The following is a 17,309-nucleotide window of genomic DNA, read 5'->3' on the forward strand; positions in this document are numbered from 1 at the left end:
AATGCCAGACGATAGTACTTCGGTTTCCCCTTTGCCGGAAGCCTTGCCAATTGACATTGCCCATTCGCTTTTCTTGGCTGGCGTAGAGACGGACTTACCGTCTGTGCTGTGGCGGTTACCCAATCAAACCGAAGTACAGGTGCTGGTAGCCACTTCAGGCAGCCAAACATCGCTTCCGCCTTTAGAGGGACCCGTCCCTGGTTTTGCGTTCTGCCCGTTTGAAGTGTCAGAAATGGCGCTCAACCAGTTTCTACCCGCAGATATCTACTATTGCGGTAAAGCCGATGCTCAGCTTCAGGTCAACACCACTGCACTGCCAGAGCGTTTTTGGCCTCTTTTCCAGGAAATAGCCCAAAAACGGCAGCTTCACCCATTGACAGACTGGCCGGTTCACCCTGATGGACAGACATCCCAAATAGCCAGAGAAGCCTTTGAGGAAACGGTCACCACCGCCGTGAACGCCATGCAGGCCGGCTGTCTGGAGAAGGTGGTATTGTCACGTACCAAAACCTTGCCGCTGGCGAAGGAGGTAGACATCCTGCAACAATTCACCCAACTGACTCAATTGTACCCGACGGCGTTTATTTCCTTGGTAGCCATTCCGGGAGTGGGGACGTGGTTAGGCGCTACCCCAGAATTATTGGTGCAGATAGACAAGCACAAAGTGTTCAGGACGGTGGCCTTGGCCGGGACGCAACCCTTGACTGATGGCCTTACGCCCGCCGATGCTATCTGGCGCCAGAAGGAGATTGAGGAACAAGCCCTAGTGCAGCGCTACATTGTGAGCTGTTTCCGGCATTTGCGCCTGCGCGAATATGTGGAGATGGGCCCTCGCACCATTTTGGCGGGTAACCTTTTGCATTTGCGCACCGACTTTAGCGCGGCCATGGACGAAGTAGGCTTCCCGAAATTGGGTACCCAGATGCTGCAGTTGTTGCACCCCACCTCGGCGGTAGGCGGTATGCCCAGAGCCGCGGCCTTGAAAATGATTAGCCAACTGGAGCCGCACCAACGACGGTACTACAGCGGGTATCTAGGCCCGGTGCAGATAGAAGGGGAGACCAATCTGTTTGTGAATTTGCGCTGTGTGGAACTGGGCCAAGACACCGTGACTGCCTACGCTGGCGCGGGCATGACCCCCGACTCAAACCCGGCCAAAGAATGGCTGGAAACCGAACTGAAGATGCAGACCGTCCTGCGTCTTTTCCAAGATTCTGATTCATGATTTTACAATCTGTCATTGACATAGCCGAAATCTGCGCCCGCAAAGACGTGCAAGACATTGTCTTGTCGCCGGGTTCCCGGTGCGCGCCTTTGGTGCTGGCTTTTGCCCGTCACCCGCAATTGCGCGTACGCACAGTTCCAGATGAGCGAAGCGCGGCCTTTATAGGTTTAGGCATTGCCCAACAAACCCAGAAGCCGGTGGTCTTGGTATGCACGTCGGGCACGGCCGCTTATAATTATGCGCCTGCCGTGGCCGAAGCCTATTACCAGCACATTCCTTTACTGGTCTTGACCGCAGACCGTCCGCCGGAATGGGTAGACCAGCTAGACGGACAGACCATCAAACAATCGCAAATCTATGGTGGCCATGTTAAGCGGAGTCTGGATTTTCCGGTGGAGACCAATCATGCAGATTCTCAATGGCATGCCACTCGGCTTATCAATGAAGCGCTCAATGAAACCGTAGCTTTCCCGGAAGGCCCCGTGCACATCAACATCCCCTTACGTGAGCCTTTTTATCCGGAGGAAGGGGAGACGTTTGCTTACAGCTCAGAGGTTAAGATTATTGAGGAAGTATCACCTTCTGGGCAGTTGGCATCAGAAGCAGTCTCCACTTTGCAGGCTGAGTTGAAAGGCTTCAAGCGGGTTCTGGTAGTGGCTGGGCAGGGAAGAAAAGACCAGGACTTGCAAGAGGCGGTGCAGAACTTCTGCCGAATGACAGGGGCTGTGTTTGTCACGGATACCATCAGCAACCTGCAGATAGAAGGCGAGACCATCAATTACCACGACGTGTTTCTGGCGGCCAAGGCAGTGAAGGCAGAGCCGTCTATTCAACCTGATTTACTCATTACTTTCCATAAATCGCTTATCTCCAAAAACCTGAAACTGTATTTGCGCGGCCAGCAGCAAATGCAACACTGGCACGTGCAACCCGCAGGGCAGGTGGCTGACACCTTTCAGGCCTTGACGCGCATTATCAGAGCAAGGCCAGAGTCGTTTTTCCAGCAAATCACCTTCACTCAAAGCGAGCAAACCGTGGCACCTGCCTTTGCCAACGCCTGGTTTGAGTTGAACGCGCAGGGGCATTCAGTTTTGGAGAGATTCCAGGAAAACAGCCCATTTTCGGAGTTCAAGGCTTGTCATCAAGTGCTTAGGAATCTGCCGGCCAACAGTTTGTTGCATTTAGCCAACAGCATGAGCGTGCGCTATGCCAATTTGATTGGGGTTTCTGAACTGGAGAACGTAGAAGTGATGGCCAACCGCGGCACCAGCGGCATTGATGGAAGTACCAGTACCGCCGTGGGCGCCGCCCTCAGCACTGACCTATTGGTGACCCTGCTCACCGGCGACATGGCCTTCTTGTATGACCGCAACGCGCTCTGGCACAACTACCTTCCGCAGAACCTAAGGATAGTAGTCTTGAACAATCACGGCGGCGGCATCTTCAGGATGATAGAAGGACCGCGCAACCAGCCAGAGTTGCGTCCTTTCTTTGAAACCGACCAACGCCAGACCGCCCAGAAAACTGCCGAGGACATGGGCTTGACTTATCTGAAAGTCACCGATGGGAATGCCTTAGCAGAAGCCTTGCCTAAATTCTTCGACCTTAGCGCCGGGCCTCAGTTATTGGAGGTGGAGACCAGCAGCCCGGAAAATTATCAGGTGTTTGCCGCATACCGAGAAATGGTGCAACAAGAAATCTCGCTGGATAAGAATTCGTCCCTCTAACTATAGCAATATTCGCTTTTTGTGATTGCATCTTTTTAAGTACCAACGTATAAGGAGGTAGGGCGCTACAGTAAAGGCGTAAAAAAGATGGCATGGACAAACAACGTTGATTCCTGGCAAACCAAACATCATCCTATCATCTATGACATAGGAAGGGTGGCCTTAGGCTTGTTCCTTTTATACAAGGGCTTGATGTTTATCTCAGACACGTCGGCACTGGCACAGATCATGGAAAAAAGCCAGTTTGAGTTTGTGGCTTTAGGGTTGGCGCACCTGGTGGCGTTTGCCCACTTGGTAGGCGGTCCTATGATAGCCCTGGGCCTGAAAACCCGGTTTGCGGCGGCGGTGCAAATTCCCATTCTGTTGGGCGCGGTGTTGTTTGTGAATCCAGACAGAGGCTTTTATTCTGAGAACACAGAGTTGTGGCTCTCCATCATTACCTTGGTGTTGTTGGTGGTGTATTTGATTGGCGGTTCTGGGTATTACTCCCTAGACCGTAAAATGGATGAGCATGCCACCAGAACAGACCCATTGTGGCACCATGACACCCACAGTTATGATTAATACCTTTTGATCAAGTTTCGTTTTTGGCCTGTTTCCCAAGAAATAAGCTAAAAATGATGCCTGAACCTAAGCGGCTTACCTACCGTACGTATAATCCCTATACAGCATCCTATGTAGCTTACTTAGAAAGTCCTTGCATTCACGTGCCAGGACTTTCTACCTTTACGGCTGTATTGTTTTACTAACGTAAGATTTCATGAACAGCAACTACAACTGGTCTACCCTTAAGGAATACAAAGAAATTTTATTTCAATTTTATAACGGCATCGCCAAAATCAGCATTAACCGCCCAGAGGTGCACAACGCGTTCACGCCGCGCACCGTGGCTGAGATGATTGATGCCATGAACATCTGCCGTGACAACTCAGACATTGGGGTCATCATCTTGACCGGTGAAGGCGGAAAGGCCTTCTGCTCGGGTGGCGACCAAAGCGTACGCGGACATGGCGGCTACATTGGCGAAGACACCGTTCCGCGCCTAAACGTGCTGGACTTGCAGATGCAGATCAGACGCATCCCGAAGCCCGTGATTGCCATGGTAGCCGGCTGGGCCATTGGCGGCGGACACGTATTGCACGTAGTGTGTGACTTGTCTATAGCGGCACACAATGCACGCTTCGGTCAGACGGGACCTAAGGTTGGTTCGTTTGATGGCGGCTTTGGTGCTTCTTATTTGGCCCGCGTGGTAGGTCAGAAGAAAGCCCGCGAAATCTGGTATCTCTGCGACCAGTACAATGCTCAAGAAGCCTTAGATATGGGGCTTGTGAACAAGGTTGTGCCGTTGGAGCAACTAGAGGAAACTACCGTAGCTTGGTGCGAGAAAATTCTGGAGAAAAGCCCATTGGCCCTGCGCATGCTCAAAGCCTCTTTCAACGCCGAGTTGGATGGTCAGTCCGGTATCCAGCAATTGGCCGGTGACGCTACTTTGTTATATTACCTCTCAGACGAAGCAAAAGAAGGCAAAAACGCCTTCCTGGAAAAGCGCAAGCCAGACTTCTCTAAGTATCCAAAGTTCCCTTGATTTTTTATAGACACAAGACATAAGATTTAAGACACAAGACTTTTTCAAAAGAGGTAGCTTTTATAAAAGCTACCTCTTTTTTTCTGCCATATCTTTGGACCAGTAGGGTCATTAAACGCGCATAAATTTTTAAAGTCTTGAATCTTATGTCTTGTGTCTTACGTCCAACACGTGTCTTACATCAAATGCTCAAACGCCACATCTATGCCTGACCACCTGCTGTTAAATGGAAAGAAGTTTTTTCTGGATGAAGTGCAAGAGTACTCTTACCGGGAGAGTATTCCCTTGGACGGCTATGAGATAAAGACGCTGGAGTTCTGTAAGAATTGGTTGCAAGGCGTGCAGGAGTTTCCGGTCATGACCTCGGGGAGTACGGGCACGCCCAAGGTGATTACTTTGACGCGGGAGCAGATGGAAGCCAGCGCCAAGCGCACGTTGCGTATTTTTAATCTTCAGCCCGAAGACAAAGTACTGGTCTGCCTGAACACCGAATACATTGCCGGCATGATGATGTTGGTGCGCGGACTAGTAGGTGAGTTGCACATGACCATCATTGAACCAATTGGGAATCCCTTGGCCAATGTAGACGCAGACGCCTCTTTTGACTTTGTGGCCATGGTGCCCTTGCAACTGCAACAACTGCTAGAGCAGACTCCAGAGAAGGTAGAACAGCTTAACCAAATGAAAGCCTTGCTCTTGGGCGGGGCCGCCATCCAAAGAAACCTTGAGGACGCAGTGCAAAGCCTTCAAGTGCCCGTTTACCAAAGCTATGGCATGACCGAGACCGTCTCGCATGTAGCGGTGAGGCAGTTGAACGGCAAAGACCGAAGCGAGTACTACGTGGCTCCCCCAGAAGTGACGCTGGGACAGGATGAGAGAGGCTGTCTCACCATTTCCGCAGAGGTTACCAAACATGAAACGTTGGTGACCAATGATCTGGTAGAAATGCGTGATTCTCAATCCTTTAAATGGCTGGGCCGTGCGGACAATACCATCAATTCTGGTGGGGTGAAAGTACAGTTGGAAAAAGTAGAACAGGCCTTGGGCGATGCTATGTCCAGCCTGGGCATGAGCAGAAGGTTTTTTGCCGCTGCCCTGCCAGATGAGGCTTTGGGCGAACGATTGATTGCGGTATTGGAGGGTTCTCCTTTAACAGATGAGGAAGAACAAAACCTGAAAGGGATGCTCACCGAGCAATTGGGCAAGTATGAGATTCCCAAGCAGTTTGGGTACCTGCCCAGACTACCAGAAACCGCTACTGGTAAGGTAGACCGTAGAGGAGGAATGGCCTTGTTGTAGGACGTTTTTAGCTTATTTTCTGGAAAACAAGCCAAAACGGCCTACAACAATTTAGCACAACCACCCTCTAGAAGCTTATTATTTGACTTTGGGTTGTTTATTGTATTCTAGAAGTGCTTCGTATGGGGTTTCTTTTTTTAGAATATTCTTTGCCTTCTCGTTATCATGCATCATCACTAACAAAGAATCTTGCTGTAGTACTTGCATTTTGCCTTCACCTTTCTGAAAAAATTTGAAGTACCCGCTGGGCAGACTCGCAGTGTTTTGCGGTGCCGGCAGAAAAGAATACGCATTAATCTTCCCTTCCACAGATTTGAACAGCCAGCAATTGCCAGTGGGAATACCTGGTACAGATTGTTTTTTATTAGTGAAGACCTTGGTGATAGACCTTGTATCTTGGGGATATATTTTCAAATTTCGGGCTGGGTCGTTTAGTTTTTTAGACAAATCCAGAGTTTCTAAATAGCTGGAGTTTTTCCAGTCAAACCTTATTTTACCCTGCATTTTTTTGACGGTACTGTCTTTCATCACTACTATATAAGTAGACAAAGGATTTTTTAGGGCAAAGCTTTTTTCTCTTTCCGCCATAGACATGGTAAGCATCATCTGCGTTTGTTGATGCATTTGCCTGTGCATGTGTTGGTTGGCTAATAAGTTGGCAGCTTGCGTCTGGTAATTTTGTCCAAATACAGAAGTGACAGAACCTGAAAGGATTGTAGTTAAAATGGCTAAGAATAAGGTTTTTTTCATGAGAAGAGTCTGCATCATAAGCTAGATGCTGAAGGCTTGAGAGAAGGTCTTACTTTGGTTGATAGCGTTCTTCAGGTAAAAGTAAGTAGTCTCTTTTGAATAAAGTTTTCTTGGAGGTCTTCTTTATAGTCTTTTTAAATATTGCTATCCATTTTTAGCCTGTTTTGCAGAAATTAGCCCAAAAGCGTCTAAGAAATCGATTGCGACCAAAGCTTTATTGTAAAATGGAGTTCTGCCAATTCAGAAAATTGTAATACATAATGCGCTTGTGTTTTATGAAAAGTGCAATGAAAAAATAAGATTATTGCCAAAATGAATACTTTTGGAGCATTCTTACGTATCGGGAGGAATCTAGCCAACTGCCCCTAAGCGTGCTATTTGATGAACGGCCATAGGGGTGGCAGATTTCCAAACCTCCACTACCGCACGTTCCATGAAAATTAAAAAACTGTTGGTCGCCAACCGCGGCGAAATCGCTATTCGTGTACTTAGAGCCTGTAATGAGCTGAACATTCAGACAGTGGCCATTTACACCTATGAAGACCGCTACTCCCTGCATCGCTACAAGGCAGATGAGGCCTACCAGATAGGCAAGGAAAACCAACCGCTACAACCTTACCTCAACATTGAGGAAATCATCAGAATAGCCAAAGACAGCGGCGTAGACGCCATCCATCCAGGCTACGGTTTCCTCTCAGAAAACAAAGACTTCTCCCAGGCTTGCCAAGACAACAGCATCCAGTTCATAGGACCCAAACCGCAGGCCATGGCTGCGCTGGGGGATAAGATTGCCGCCAAGAAAGTGGCCTTGGAGCAAGGCGTGCCGCTCATACAAAGCAATGAAGTAGACCTCACAGACAAAGAAATCGCTCTTTCTGAAGCCCACCGCATAGGTTATCCGGTCATGCTAAAAGCCGCCGCTGGTGGTGGTGGGCGCGGCATGCGCGTGATTAGAGATGATGAGCAATTGGAAAGAGGCTTCTTTGAGGCGAAGAACGAGGCGGCAAAGGCCTTCGGGGATGATACCTTATTCTTGGAGAAGTTTGTGGAACGCCCCAAGCATATTGAGGTGCAGATTGTAGCAGACAACCATGGCAACATCACCCACCTGTTTGAGCGCGACTGCTCCGTGCAGCGGCGCTTCCAGAAAGTGGTAGAGGTGGCCCCTGCCTTGGGCTTGTCAGACAGAGTGAAGAAGGAGCTGTATGACTACTCGCTGCGCATCTGTAAGGCGGTTAATTACACCAACGTAGGCACGGTGGAGTTCTTGGTAAACCCAGAGAACGAAGAGATTTATTTTATTGAGGTGAATCCCCGCATTCAGGTGGAGCATACCGTAACGGAGATGGTGACGGGTGTAGACTTGATTAAAACCCAGATTTACATAGCGGATGGTTACAATCTTTCTGACCCCGAAATAAACCTGGGACCGGAGCGGAAGATAGCCCCAACGGGCTTTGCCATCCAGTGCCGCGTCACCACTGAGGATCCTGAAAACGACTTCAAACCTGACTACGGGACTATCATTGCCTACCGCAGTGCCGGTGGCTTCGGGATTAGATTAGACCAAGGAAGCGTGTACCAGGGTGCCAAAGTGAGTCCGTTCTTTGATTCACTGTTGGTAAAGGTTTCTGCGCATGACAATACTTTGCAGGGCGCGGCCGTCAAGATGCAACGGACCCTGGACGAGTTCAGGTTGCGCGGCGTGCGGCATAACATGGCGTTCCTGCACAACATTGTGAGCCACCCGGTGTTCGTGAGCGGCAATGCCACGGTAGACTTCGTGAAGGACCATCCGGAGCTGTTCAAGTTCCAGAAGAGCCAGGATAGAGCCACGCGTTTGCTCAGCTTTGTGGCAGACACCATCGTGAACGGCAATCCAGACATCAAAATCAAGCCGCCTTACCGTAACCTGGAGAAACCCCACATTCCGGCTTACCCTAAATACGGCGAGTATCCCAAAGGCACCAAAGACCTGCTCACCGAGATGGGCCCAGAGAAGTTCTCGCAGTGGCTACGCAACGAAAAACAGATCCATTACACAGACACCACCTTTAGAGACGCGCACCAAAGCCTCTTGGCCACCCGTATGCGCACCTTTGACCTCATGAAAGTAGCCGAAGGTTATGCCAAAATGCATCCACAGACCTTCAGTATGGAAGTTTGGGGAGGTGCTACCTTTGACGTCTGCCTGCGCTTTTTGCACGAGGACCCTTGGGACCGTCTGCGCCAATTGCGCCAGGCCGTTCCCAACATCTTGTTGCAGATGCTCATCAGGGGCTCAAACGGGGTAGGGTATAAGGCGTATCCAGATAATTTGATTGAGGCCTTCGTGGAGAAAAGCTGGGAGACAGGCGTGGACATCTTCCGGATTTTTGACTCGCTTAACTGGATGCCGGGCATGGAGTCTTGCATCAATTTCGTGCGCAAGCGTACGCAGGGCCTAGCGGAGGGTTCCATCTGCTACACCGGTGACATCCTCAACCCAGCCAAAACTAAATACACCCTGGACTATTACTTGCGCTTAGGTAAGCAATTGGAGGACGCTGGTGCGCACATCATCGCGATCAAAGACATGGCGGGTCTGCTTAAGCCATACGCCGCTAAGGAACTGGTGACTGCTTTGCGCGATACGGTCAAGTTGCCTATTCACCTGCATACCCATGACACGGCCTCCATCCAGGCGGCAACGTATCTCAAAGCCATTGAAGCCGATGTAGACGTGATTGACGTGTGCTTGGGTTCTATGTCGGGGTTGACCTCGCAGCCTAACTTTAACTCGGTGGTGGAAATGATGAAGTTTCAGGACCGTCACCGTGACTTTGACATGAAAAGCTTAAACGAGTTCTCCAATTACTGGGAGACCGTGCGTGAGTACTACTATCCGTTTGAAAGTGGGCTGTTGGCTGGTACCGCCGAGGTCTACCAACATGAGATTCCGGGCGGACAGTACTCTAACTTGCGTCCGCAGGCCCAGGCGCTAGGCTTGGGTGACAAATGGGAACAGATCAAAGACACCTACACCGAGGTGAACCAGCTGTTTGGCGATGTCATCAAGGTGACGCCTAGCTCAAAAGTGGTAGGGGATATGGCCCTATACCTGGTAAGCAACAACCTGACTACGGTAGACGTGCTGGAGAAAGGCGACCAGATTTCGTTCCCAGAAAGTGTGCAGTCCTTCTTTAAAGGAGACATTGGCCAGCCAGAAGGCGGCTTCCCTAAGAAGTTGCAGAAGCTGGTCTTAAAGGATGAGCAACCCTACACCGGCCGGCCTAATGACCACATTCCGCCGCTGGACATTGACACCACCTTTGAGGACTTTAGAGAGAAATTTGGACGTGATAGAAGCTTTTTAGATTACCTGTCTTACCAACTGTATCCTAAAGTTTGGGAAAGCTACTGCCAGCATGAAGCCCAATACGGTGACGTGTCAAAACTACCCACCCGCGTGTTCTTTTATGGCATGTGTCAGGGCGAAGAGTACATCATTGACATGGCCAAAGGCAAGTCCATCATTGTGCAGTACATGTCCATGACCGAGCCAGATGACAATGGCAACCGAACGGTATTCTTCAAGCTCAACGGCCAGACGCGTAACATTGAAGTGCGTGACAAGTCTATTAAAGTAGAAAGCCGCGAGAACCGCAAAATTGAGAAGGGCAACGCCAAGCAGATGGGCGCGCCGCTACAAGGCATGCTATCCAAAGTGTTGGTGCAGAAAGACCAGCAGGTCAAGCGCAATACGCCTTTGTTCATCATTGAGGCCATGAAGATGGAAACCACCATCACCGCGCCAGAAGACATGGTGGTGGCAGACATTCACTTGGCAGACGGTACGTTGGTGCAGGCAGATGACCTGGTGATCAGTTTAAACTAGGATAAGCATACAATTCCTTCTTTCTTCCGTTTTTGGCCTACTTTCTGGAAAAAAGGCCAAAAACGGAAGTTTTTTTTGCCTAGTCCATAGGGGACCCATGCACGTAAAAGGTCTTATATATCAAGCAATTAGAATTCCTATGAAAAAGACTTTTTTCTGTTTTTTGTTTCTTTTAGGGGTTATGGTACAGGCACAGGCTCAGTTTGCTTTGGGCTTAAAGGCAGGCATCAGTTCTTCTAGCGTAGATATTAAGAATGCGTCCAGCAATACCGCGCAGTTCAAAGACGAAGACAACATTACGGGTTTTCATGCCGGGGCCTTTGCCCGGGTGCAACTGGGCGGGTTCTTTGTACAGCCAGAGGGCGTTTTCTCGGCTTCGGGCGGAAAAGTAGAGATTCAAGAAGCCGTTTCTGGAGACAAAAAAGTAGAGGAGATGGGCTTTTCGCATTTAGACGTACCCGTATTGGTGGGCTACAACTTCTTAAAAGTGGCCAGGTTATATGCCGGCCCCGTGGCCTCCATCCTAGTAAGCAGTGATTTTGGGGATGAGAAAATAGACCAGTACTTTGATTCCGCAGACTGGGGCTATCAGGTGGGCGCGGGTCTTGACATCTCTAGACTCACCTTAGACGTGCGGTATGAGCGTTTGACACGCACCTATGCAGATGACGCTGCTAACAAGTTTGACGTAGCAGGCAAGCAGATCATCTTCAGCCTAGGCTATAAGTTGATCGGGAACTAGGGTCTTATAATGGTACTAAGATTTAAGAAAGGTAAAGGCGCCTCTGGGTGTTCTTTACCTTTTTTTTGCTTGATTGTATAAAGTGACCAAGTCGGGTTAAGCAGTAAAATCATTTAAACCCAAATTTAAATAAATAGTATACAATACTTTACGCTTAACTCCGGCTATTGCCTATATTCAATTAAGTCGTAATTTTGTCCTGTTATCAAAGGAATTGTTGGCTTAAACAGATGGCTCTCTTCTTCACCCCCTAAGAAGAGACTGGTACTTACTCTGCTTCTTTATGGCCTTTCTATAGCAAGCAGAGCCTTTCTTATGTTTCTGAGTTTGTGACGTTGGTATTTACTGTGGCTTGGCGGCTTCTTGCCTCCGCTAATTCTTTGTTTTTCCTTTCTTAAATAAGCATTCTATGATGAAAAGACTACTTTTCCTCTTGTTAGGCTGTGCTGGTTTTTTAACGGCGCAGGCACAACTTGCCCAAGTCACGCCTACTACGCCTGTGGACACCACAGAGGCGTCTAAGGCGGCTGAACTGGCCTTAGTAGCAGACAAGCTATACAAATCGGGTTTAGAATACTTGGCACAGAAGGAGTACCGCACGGCAGTTATTGACTTAGACTCGGCCATTGCCCTGCGTCCTGCTTTTGAACAAGCCTACATGGGGCGTGCCGCCGCGTACCAGGAGCTTAAAGAAGTGCAGCGCGCCATTGACGACTATGGCAAAGTGGTGTCCCTCAACAGCAAAAACGCGCAGGCATTCTTTAATAGGGGCAGAGCCAAGTATCAATTAAAAGACAAAACCGGGGCCGCTTCTGATTTTACCCAGTCCCTGGAAGCTGATCCTGCTTTCTATCAAGCGTTCTACCACAGAGGCGGTCTTCATTTTGAAAGTGGAGACTACAAAGCGGCCATTGAAGATTATTCCGGTGCCATCAAATTAAGTCCTAGAAACGGGTACGCCTACCATGACCGCGGTACGGCCAAACGCCAGCTGAATGATGTAGAAGGAGCATTGGCAGATTACAGAAAGGCCATTGAGGTCAATCCAGATGTGGCCATGGCCTATTTTAGCTTAGGCAACCATAAGCTTGGCAAGAAGGAATACTCGGGTGCCATAGAAGAGTTTACCAAAGCCATTGAGCGCAAAAAGGACTATTACCTAGCCTATAACAGCCGGGGCAAAGCCAAGTATGAGGCCGGCGATTATGAAGGTGCGCTGGCAGATTTTACCAAAGCCGTGCAGTTGAACCCTCAGTACGCCTTCGCCTTTAACAACCGGGCGGCTGCCAAATACAAGTTGCAGGATTTTAAAGGGGCCTTGGATGACTGCAACTTCGCGCTTCAATTAGACCCAGAATACGGCTACGCTTATTTTAACAGAGGCAATGCCAAAGAAATGCTGCGGGATGCCTCCGCGTGCCAGGACTGGGAAAAGGCGGTAAGCCTGAATGTGCCAGCCGCCAAAGCCTATCTGTTGTATTGCCAGGAAAAATAGCCTTCCAATTCTTAAAACCTATAAGATGGATATGAAAAAATTAGCCTTACTGCTGGGGTGCTCCTTGAGCGTGAGCCTGGCCATGGCCCAGAACGTGGAGTTTGTGAAAGAAAACTTCGCGCAGAACAAAGACGGCTTTAAAGAAGCCAAGAAGCGCCTGGACGAGGGCAATGATATCTTTGCCGCCACCTCAAAGAAAACAGACGATACTTACCGACAGAAGTTTTACAAAGACGCCGTAGCGCCGTACCTGGACGCGTATGCGCTTAACCCCAACAATGCGCTCTTAAACTACCGCCTGGGCGTGGCCTACCTGTTCACAGACCAGAAGGCAAAGGCCTTGCCGTATCTGGAGAAAGCCAAGAAACTGAACCCTTCTGTTGATCCAGAGCTGAGTTTTTACTTAGCCAGAGCCTACCAGATGAACATGGAGTGGCAGAAGGCCGTCACAGACTACAAGAAGTACCTGGCCACCTTGTCCACAGATAAAGGCCGCGCCAAAGTAGACGTGGTGAACAAGTACATTCGGGAGAGTCTATCTGGGGAAAAGCTAGAAAAGAAACCGGTACGCGTTTTCTTTGACAAGGCCGGGGAAACTATCAACTCTAGGTTTGCTGATACGCAGCCGGTAGTCAATGCAGATGAGACGGTGATGCTGTTTTCTTCGCGCAGAGCGGTGTTGGCAGAAGGAAAGACCCAGCCAGACAAAGACAAGCCGTTACAGGATGACATCTACATCTCTACCAAGGTCAATGGTCAATGGACTCCAGCCAAACCCTTAGACAAGCACATTAACACAGACAAGAATGAAGTAGTGGTGGCCATCTCGCCAGACGGGCAGCGCTTTTTGTTTACCGGCGATGAGAACGACGGAAACCTGTACGAGTGTGTCTTGAAAGGCAATGAGTGGAGCAAACCAGATGAACTACCCAAGGAAATCAACTCCAGTGCCCGGGAGTCGTCGGCTACGTATTCTTATGACGGTAAAACGCTTTATTTTGTAAGTGACCGGGCAAACGGCATTGGAAAGGGTGACATTTATTTCGTGGTCCTGGATGCCAAAGGTAACTGGGGCAAGGCCGTGAGCGCCGGCCCGAAAATCAACACCGCATATGATGAAGGTGCCGTGTTCATGCTGCCAGACGGGAAAACGTTATACTTCAGTTCTGAAGGGCACAACTCCATGGGCGGCTATGACATCTTTAAAAGCGTCCTGGAAAATGGGCAATGGTCAGAACCAGAGAACCTGGGCTACCCGGTGAACACCCCAGAAGATGACAAATTCCTGACTTTGACGGCCAATGGCCGCTATGGGTACATGGCGTCTAGCCGTTTAGACAAAAGCCAGGGCGAAAGCGACATCTACCGCCTTACGTTTATTGGGGCAGAAAAGCACATGGTCCTCAACACAAGCGATGACCTGATTGCCAGCACGTCCATGCAAGTGCCTCAGCCCGTCAGCATGCCGGTCCTGGATTTGAAGACCCCGCAGACCATTCTCGTACAAGGCATCATCCTAGATGCAAAAACCAAGAAACCCCTGGAGGCCAAGGTAGAAGTGATTGACAACCTAAGAAAAGAGGTGGTGACCACCTTTACCTCTAACAGCGCCACCGGTCATTATCTGGTAACCTTGCCGGCAGGAAAAAACTATGGGCTGGCTATTAAACGGGATGATTATATATTCCACTCATCGCATTTCAATGTACCAGCCACCGCTGGATTTAAACAAGTAAATCAGCCAGTGCAGCTCCAGCCCTTAGAGGCCGGGGGCGTTTTACCCTTACACAACATTTTCTTTGAAGAAGGCAAAGCCGCTTTGCTGCCTGAGGCAACCTATGAGCTAAAAGGATTGGTTGCCCTGTTGAATGATAAGAAAAGCCTGAGGGTAGAAGTGGCCGGCCTGCCCCAGAGTCAGGATGCCACGCAGTCTCTGGCAGAGAGCCGTGCCAAGGCCGTGTTGGACTATCTGGTGGCCAACGGTATAAATGCCAAGCGCCTGCAATCCAAAGGCTACGCTTTAGCAGATGCAACTGCAACACCTGAGAAGATCTTGCCAGTAGAGGACTATGGCCTGGAGATTAGATTCTTAGCCAAATAACAGGTTTTGAGAGTATGACATAAAACAGAAAGGCGAACCTTAGTGCAAGGTCCGCCTTTCTGTTTTTGGCCTGATTTCTTGAAAATAGGCCAAAAACGCGCGTCTATCTGGGTAGCCTGACGCTTACACCTCCGCTCACAAAGTAATCTGGCGTATCCTGGCTCAAACCTATTCCGGCAGAAGCGTCTAATTGGAGGTTGGGCAACAACTTGTACGTTAAGCCGCCGTCCAAATGGTGCTGCCAGTTCAGAGATTGGGGCTTTTGGCCGTAAAACTCAACAAACGAGCCTAGTCTTTCTGTTAAGGATGCTCCTAAGGCAATGGTATAGATGGTTTGTCCCAAGGCTTCGTCGGGTGCCCACTCATAACCCACGTTGTAGCCTAGGCTAAATCTGTCTGACAAGGTATGAGCTAGTGAGAATCTAAAATCTGGGACCACGTAACTAGGCCTGAACTCACTTTTGCCGGTTTGCAAGGTCAGGTGCCCAATGAACGCCATGGCGGGCAAGAGGCCTTTCTCCTCGGTTATCTTAATCTTAGTGCCAATGGCTATCGGGCCCAGGCCAGAGACTCTACCCAGACCTGACTCCTGTTCTTTTAATTGCCACCGCTCCACCAATAAGCGTAATTCCAGGGTTTCCAGCAATCCATAGCGCACCAAGGCAGTAGGTGCAAGCTGCGAGACGAATGTAAGTCCCTCTTGCTTGTCTACTTGTCTAAAAAAGCCTGCTTCCAGTTGAATGAATCCCTTGGGTAGCACGCTGGCAGCTTCAGTCTGATCTGGACGGTCGGTTTCAATGGCGCTTAAGGAGTCAATGCCTTTTGTTTGGCCTAGGGCTGATAAAGTGGTGAAGAGTGTAATAAATACAGTAGAGAATAATCTAATCATAAAAGCAATCTTGTTGAAAATGACCTAGCAAAGTAAGGTAAATTTAGATACGTCTAAAAATATATGAAGGTTTATCTAATTAGATTTGGTTAATTTTTTCTTGCCTTAATGCGGTACAGCCCTTAAATTGCTATTCTTTATTTCTCCCGCCAAGCCAGTGAAACAATAAAACAAGTGTCTTTCTGGTGGTCTTTACCTGTGGCGGGCGTCACTGTTTTAGTCCATTCAGAATGTTTATAGCACTCAGTACTTTTACCATTGCCAATGACATGGCGCCGGCCGTAAAAGAGGCCTTCATCAACAGACCCGGTTTGGTAGAAGGCGCTCCCGGGTTTATTCGGCTACAGGTCATTTCTCCGCAAGACAACCCACAGGAAATCTGGTTGATCACCCATTGGCAAGATGAGGAAAGCTACAAAACCTGGCACCATAGCCACATGTACCATGATTCGCACAGCGGCATTCCTAAAGGCCTTAAGCTAGTGCCGCGTTCCGCCAAAGTTCGTTTTTTTGAACATATCTGCGAGTAGCCAGTAAGAAGCAGAGATGTCAGAGAACAGAAAAAAATCTGCCGCGCTCTTAAAGCGTCTGGAACCCGAGTTGGTGGCGCAGACCATTGACTTGGTGTATGCTCAGAATCCCGACATGGAGGCAAGATATGGCCCAGAGGGGAAGGAAAAGTGCAGACAAGACACCCACTTCCATTTTTCTTATTTGATTGAAGCAGTGGGCTCAGGCAGCTCAGCATTGTTCAATGACTATGTCATGTGGGCCCAGCAAGTACTGGAGACCCGCAACCTTCCTGCCAAAGACCTGCACGCCCACTTGGCCGCCTTAAAGGATGTGGTGACCCAGAATCTGCCCATTGAGCATTACGTGCGGGTGGCCAATCATTTGAACAGCGGCCTGCAAGTGTTAGAAGACAAGCACGGCCTGGCCACTCAAACAGAGAACGTTCTCACTGAGGTAGCTGAGCAATACCTGGCATTGCTTTTAAAAGGCAAACGCAACCAAGCCATTGACCTTGTCATGCAAGAGGTAGAGCGCGGCGTGCCCGTCAAGGAAATTTATTTGAGCGTTTTTCAGCCGGTGCAACATCAGATTGGGCGCCTTTGGCAGAAAAACAAAATAAGCGTGGCCCAGGAGCATTTCTGCACCGCCGCTACCCAATGGGCCATGTCTCAGTTGTACCCGCACGTTTTTGGTACAGAGCGCAACGGCCTAAAGCTGGTGTCTACCTGCGCCGCCGGAGACTTACATGAATTGGGCGTACGCATGGTGAGTGACTTCTTTGAGATGGAAGGCTGGGATACCTACTACCTGGGATCTAACGTGCCTGTACATAGCCTGTTAAGCGCGCTCAGGGACCAGAAGCCAGACTTGTTGCTGCTATCGGCTACCATGACCTATCATGTACCCGCGGTAGAGGCGGCCATTCAGGCAGTAAGGGCAGCAGAAGATTTAAAGGACCTCAAAATAATGGTGGGTGGGTATCCGTTTAATACGGCAGAAGAACTCTGGCAGCAAGTGGGCGCAGACGGCTACAGCAAAGATGCCCAAGAAGCCTTAGAACTGGCCAAGGAGTTGGTCGCCAAATAGGAAAGCAAAGGAGAGAGGTT

Annotated in this window: 13 protein-coding genes; 11 read left to right on the forward strand and 2 right to left on the reverse strand. The window is 49.4% G+C overall.

The genetic code is table 11. The features are described from left to right. Position 1: 1 nt before the first annotated feature. The 5 genes from ABD880_RS01415 (at position 2) to ABD880_RS01435 (ending at position 5,836) form a co-directional block, all read left to right on the forward strand. Positions 2-1,225, forward strand: coding sequence for a chorismate-binding protein (locus ABD880_RS01415; RefSeq protein WP_345161576.1), 1,224 nt, complete (start codon positions 2-4; stop codon positions 1,223-1,225). Next, positions 1,222-2,952: a 2-succinyl-5-enolpyruvyl-6-hydroxy-3-cyclohexene-1-carboxylic-acid synthase gene (menD, locus tag ABD880_RS01420; RefSeq protein ID WP_345161578.1), complete on the forward strand. Its 1,731-nt coding sequence runs from the start codon at positions 1,222-1,224 to the stop codon at positions 2,950-2,952. Before ABD880_RS01415 ends, menD begins: the two co-directional genes overlap by 4 nt. Before the next feature lie 87 nt (positions 2,953-3,039). Next, on the forward strand, positions 3,040-3,516 hold the full coding sequence (locus tag ABD880_RS01425) for a DoxX family protein (protein ID WP_345161580.1): 477 nt from the start codon (positions 3,040-3,042) through the stop codon (positions 3,514-3,516). A 196-nt stretch (positions 3,517-3,712) separates the two neighbouring features. Further along, a complete protein-coding gene (menB, locus tag ABD880_RS01430; RefSeq protein ID WP_345161582.1) occupies positions 3,713-4,537 on the forward strand; it encodes a 1,4-dihydroxy-2-naphthoyl-CoA synthase in 825 nt (274 codons plus the stop codon). Positions 4,538-4,741: 204 nt separating this feature from the next. Further along, a complete protein-coding gene (locus ABD880_RS01435) occupies positions 4,742-5,836 on the forward strand; it encodes an AMP-binding protein (protein WP_345161584.1) in 1,095 nt (364 codons plus the stop codon). 78 nt (positions 5,837-5,914) lie between these two features. On the opposite strand, the gene ABD880_RS01440 is transcribed toward ABD880_RS01435, so the two are convergent. Further along, complete coding sequence (locus tag ABD880_RS01440; protein WP_345161586.1) at positions 5,915-6,586, reverse strand: hypothetical protein; 672 nt, start codon at positions 6,584-6,586, stop codon at positions 5,915-5,917. Positions 6,587-7,019: 433 nt separating this feature from the next. Between ABD880_RS01440 and ABD880_RS01445 the strand changes: the two genes are divergently transcribed. From ABD880_RS01445 to ABD880_RS01460, 4 genes are all read left to right on the forward strand, one after another. Beyond that, a complete protein-coding gene (locus ABD880_RS01445; RefSeq protein WP_345161589.1) occupies positions 7,020-10,463 on the forward strand; it encodes a pyruvate carboxylase in 3,444 nt (1,147 codons plus the stop codon). A gap of 139 nt (positions 10,464-10,602) precedes the next feature. Then, complete coding sequence (locus ABD880_RS01450) at positions 10,603-11,205, forward strand: porin family protein (RefSeq protein WP_345161591.1); 603 nt, start codon at positions 10,603-10,605, stop codon at positions 11,203-11,205. A gap of 409 nt (positions 11,206-11,614) precedes the next feature. Continuing rightward, positions 11,615-12,700, forward strand: a complete 1,086-nt coding sequence (locus ABD880_RS01455) for a tetratricopeptide repeat protein (RefSeq protein WP_345161593.1) — start codon at positions 11,615-11,617, stop codon at positions 12,698-12,700. A gap of 31 nt (positions 12,701-12,731) precedes the next feature. After that, positions 12,732-14,801: an OmpA family protein gene (locus tag ABD880_RS01460; protein WP_345161595.1), complete on the forward strand. Its 2,070-nt coding sequence runs from the start codon at positions 12,732-12,734 to the stop codon at positions 14,799-14,801. A 103-nt stretch (positions 14,802-14,904) separates the two neighbouring features. On the opposite strand, the gene ABD880_RS01465 is transcribed toward ABD880_RS01460, so the two are convergent. Beyond that, positions 14,905-15,690 (reverse strand): transporter, encoded by a 786-nt coding sequence (locus tag ABD880_RS01465; protein ID WP_345161597.1) that lies wholly within the window; start codon positions 15,688-15,690, stop codon positions 14,905-14,907. A gap of 230 nt (positions 15,691-15,920) precedes the next feature. Between ABD880_RS01465 and ABD880_RS01470 the strand changes: the two genes are divergently transcribed. Together ABD880_RS01470 and ABD880_RS01475 are read left to right on the forward strand one after the other, a co-directional pair. Then, positions 15,921-16,220, forward strand: coding sequence for an antibiotic biosynthesis monooxygenase family protein (locus ABD880_RS01470; protein ID WP_345161599.1), 300 nt, complete (start codon positions 15,921-15,923; stop codon positions 16,218-16,220). A gap of 16 nt (positions 16,221-16,236) precedes the next feature. Beyond that, positions 16,237-17,289: a cobalamin B12-binding domain-containing protein gene (locus tag ABD880_RS01475; protein ID WP_345161601.1), complete on the forward strand. Its 1,053-nt coding sequence runs from the start codon at positions 16,237-16,239 to the stop codon at positions 17,287-17,289. Positions 17,290-17,309: the final 20 nt, after the last annotated feature.

Origin of the sequence: Nibribacter koreensis, from assembly GCF_039541795.1 — a bacterium.
Taxonomy (GTDB): Bacteria; Bacteroidota; Bacteroidia; order Cytophagales; family Hymenobacteraceae; genus Nibribacter; species Nibribacter koreensis.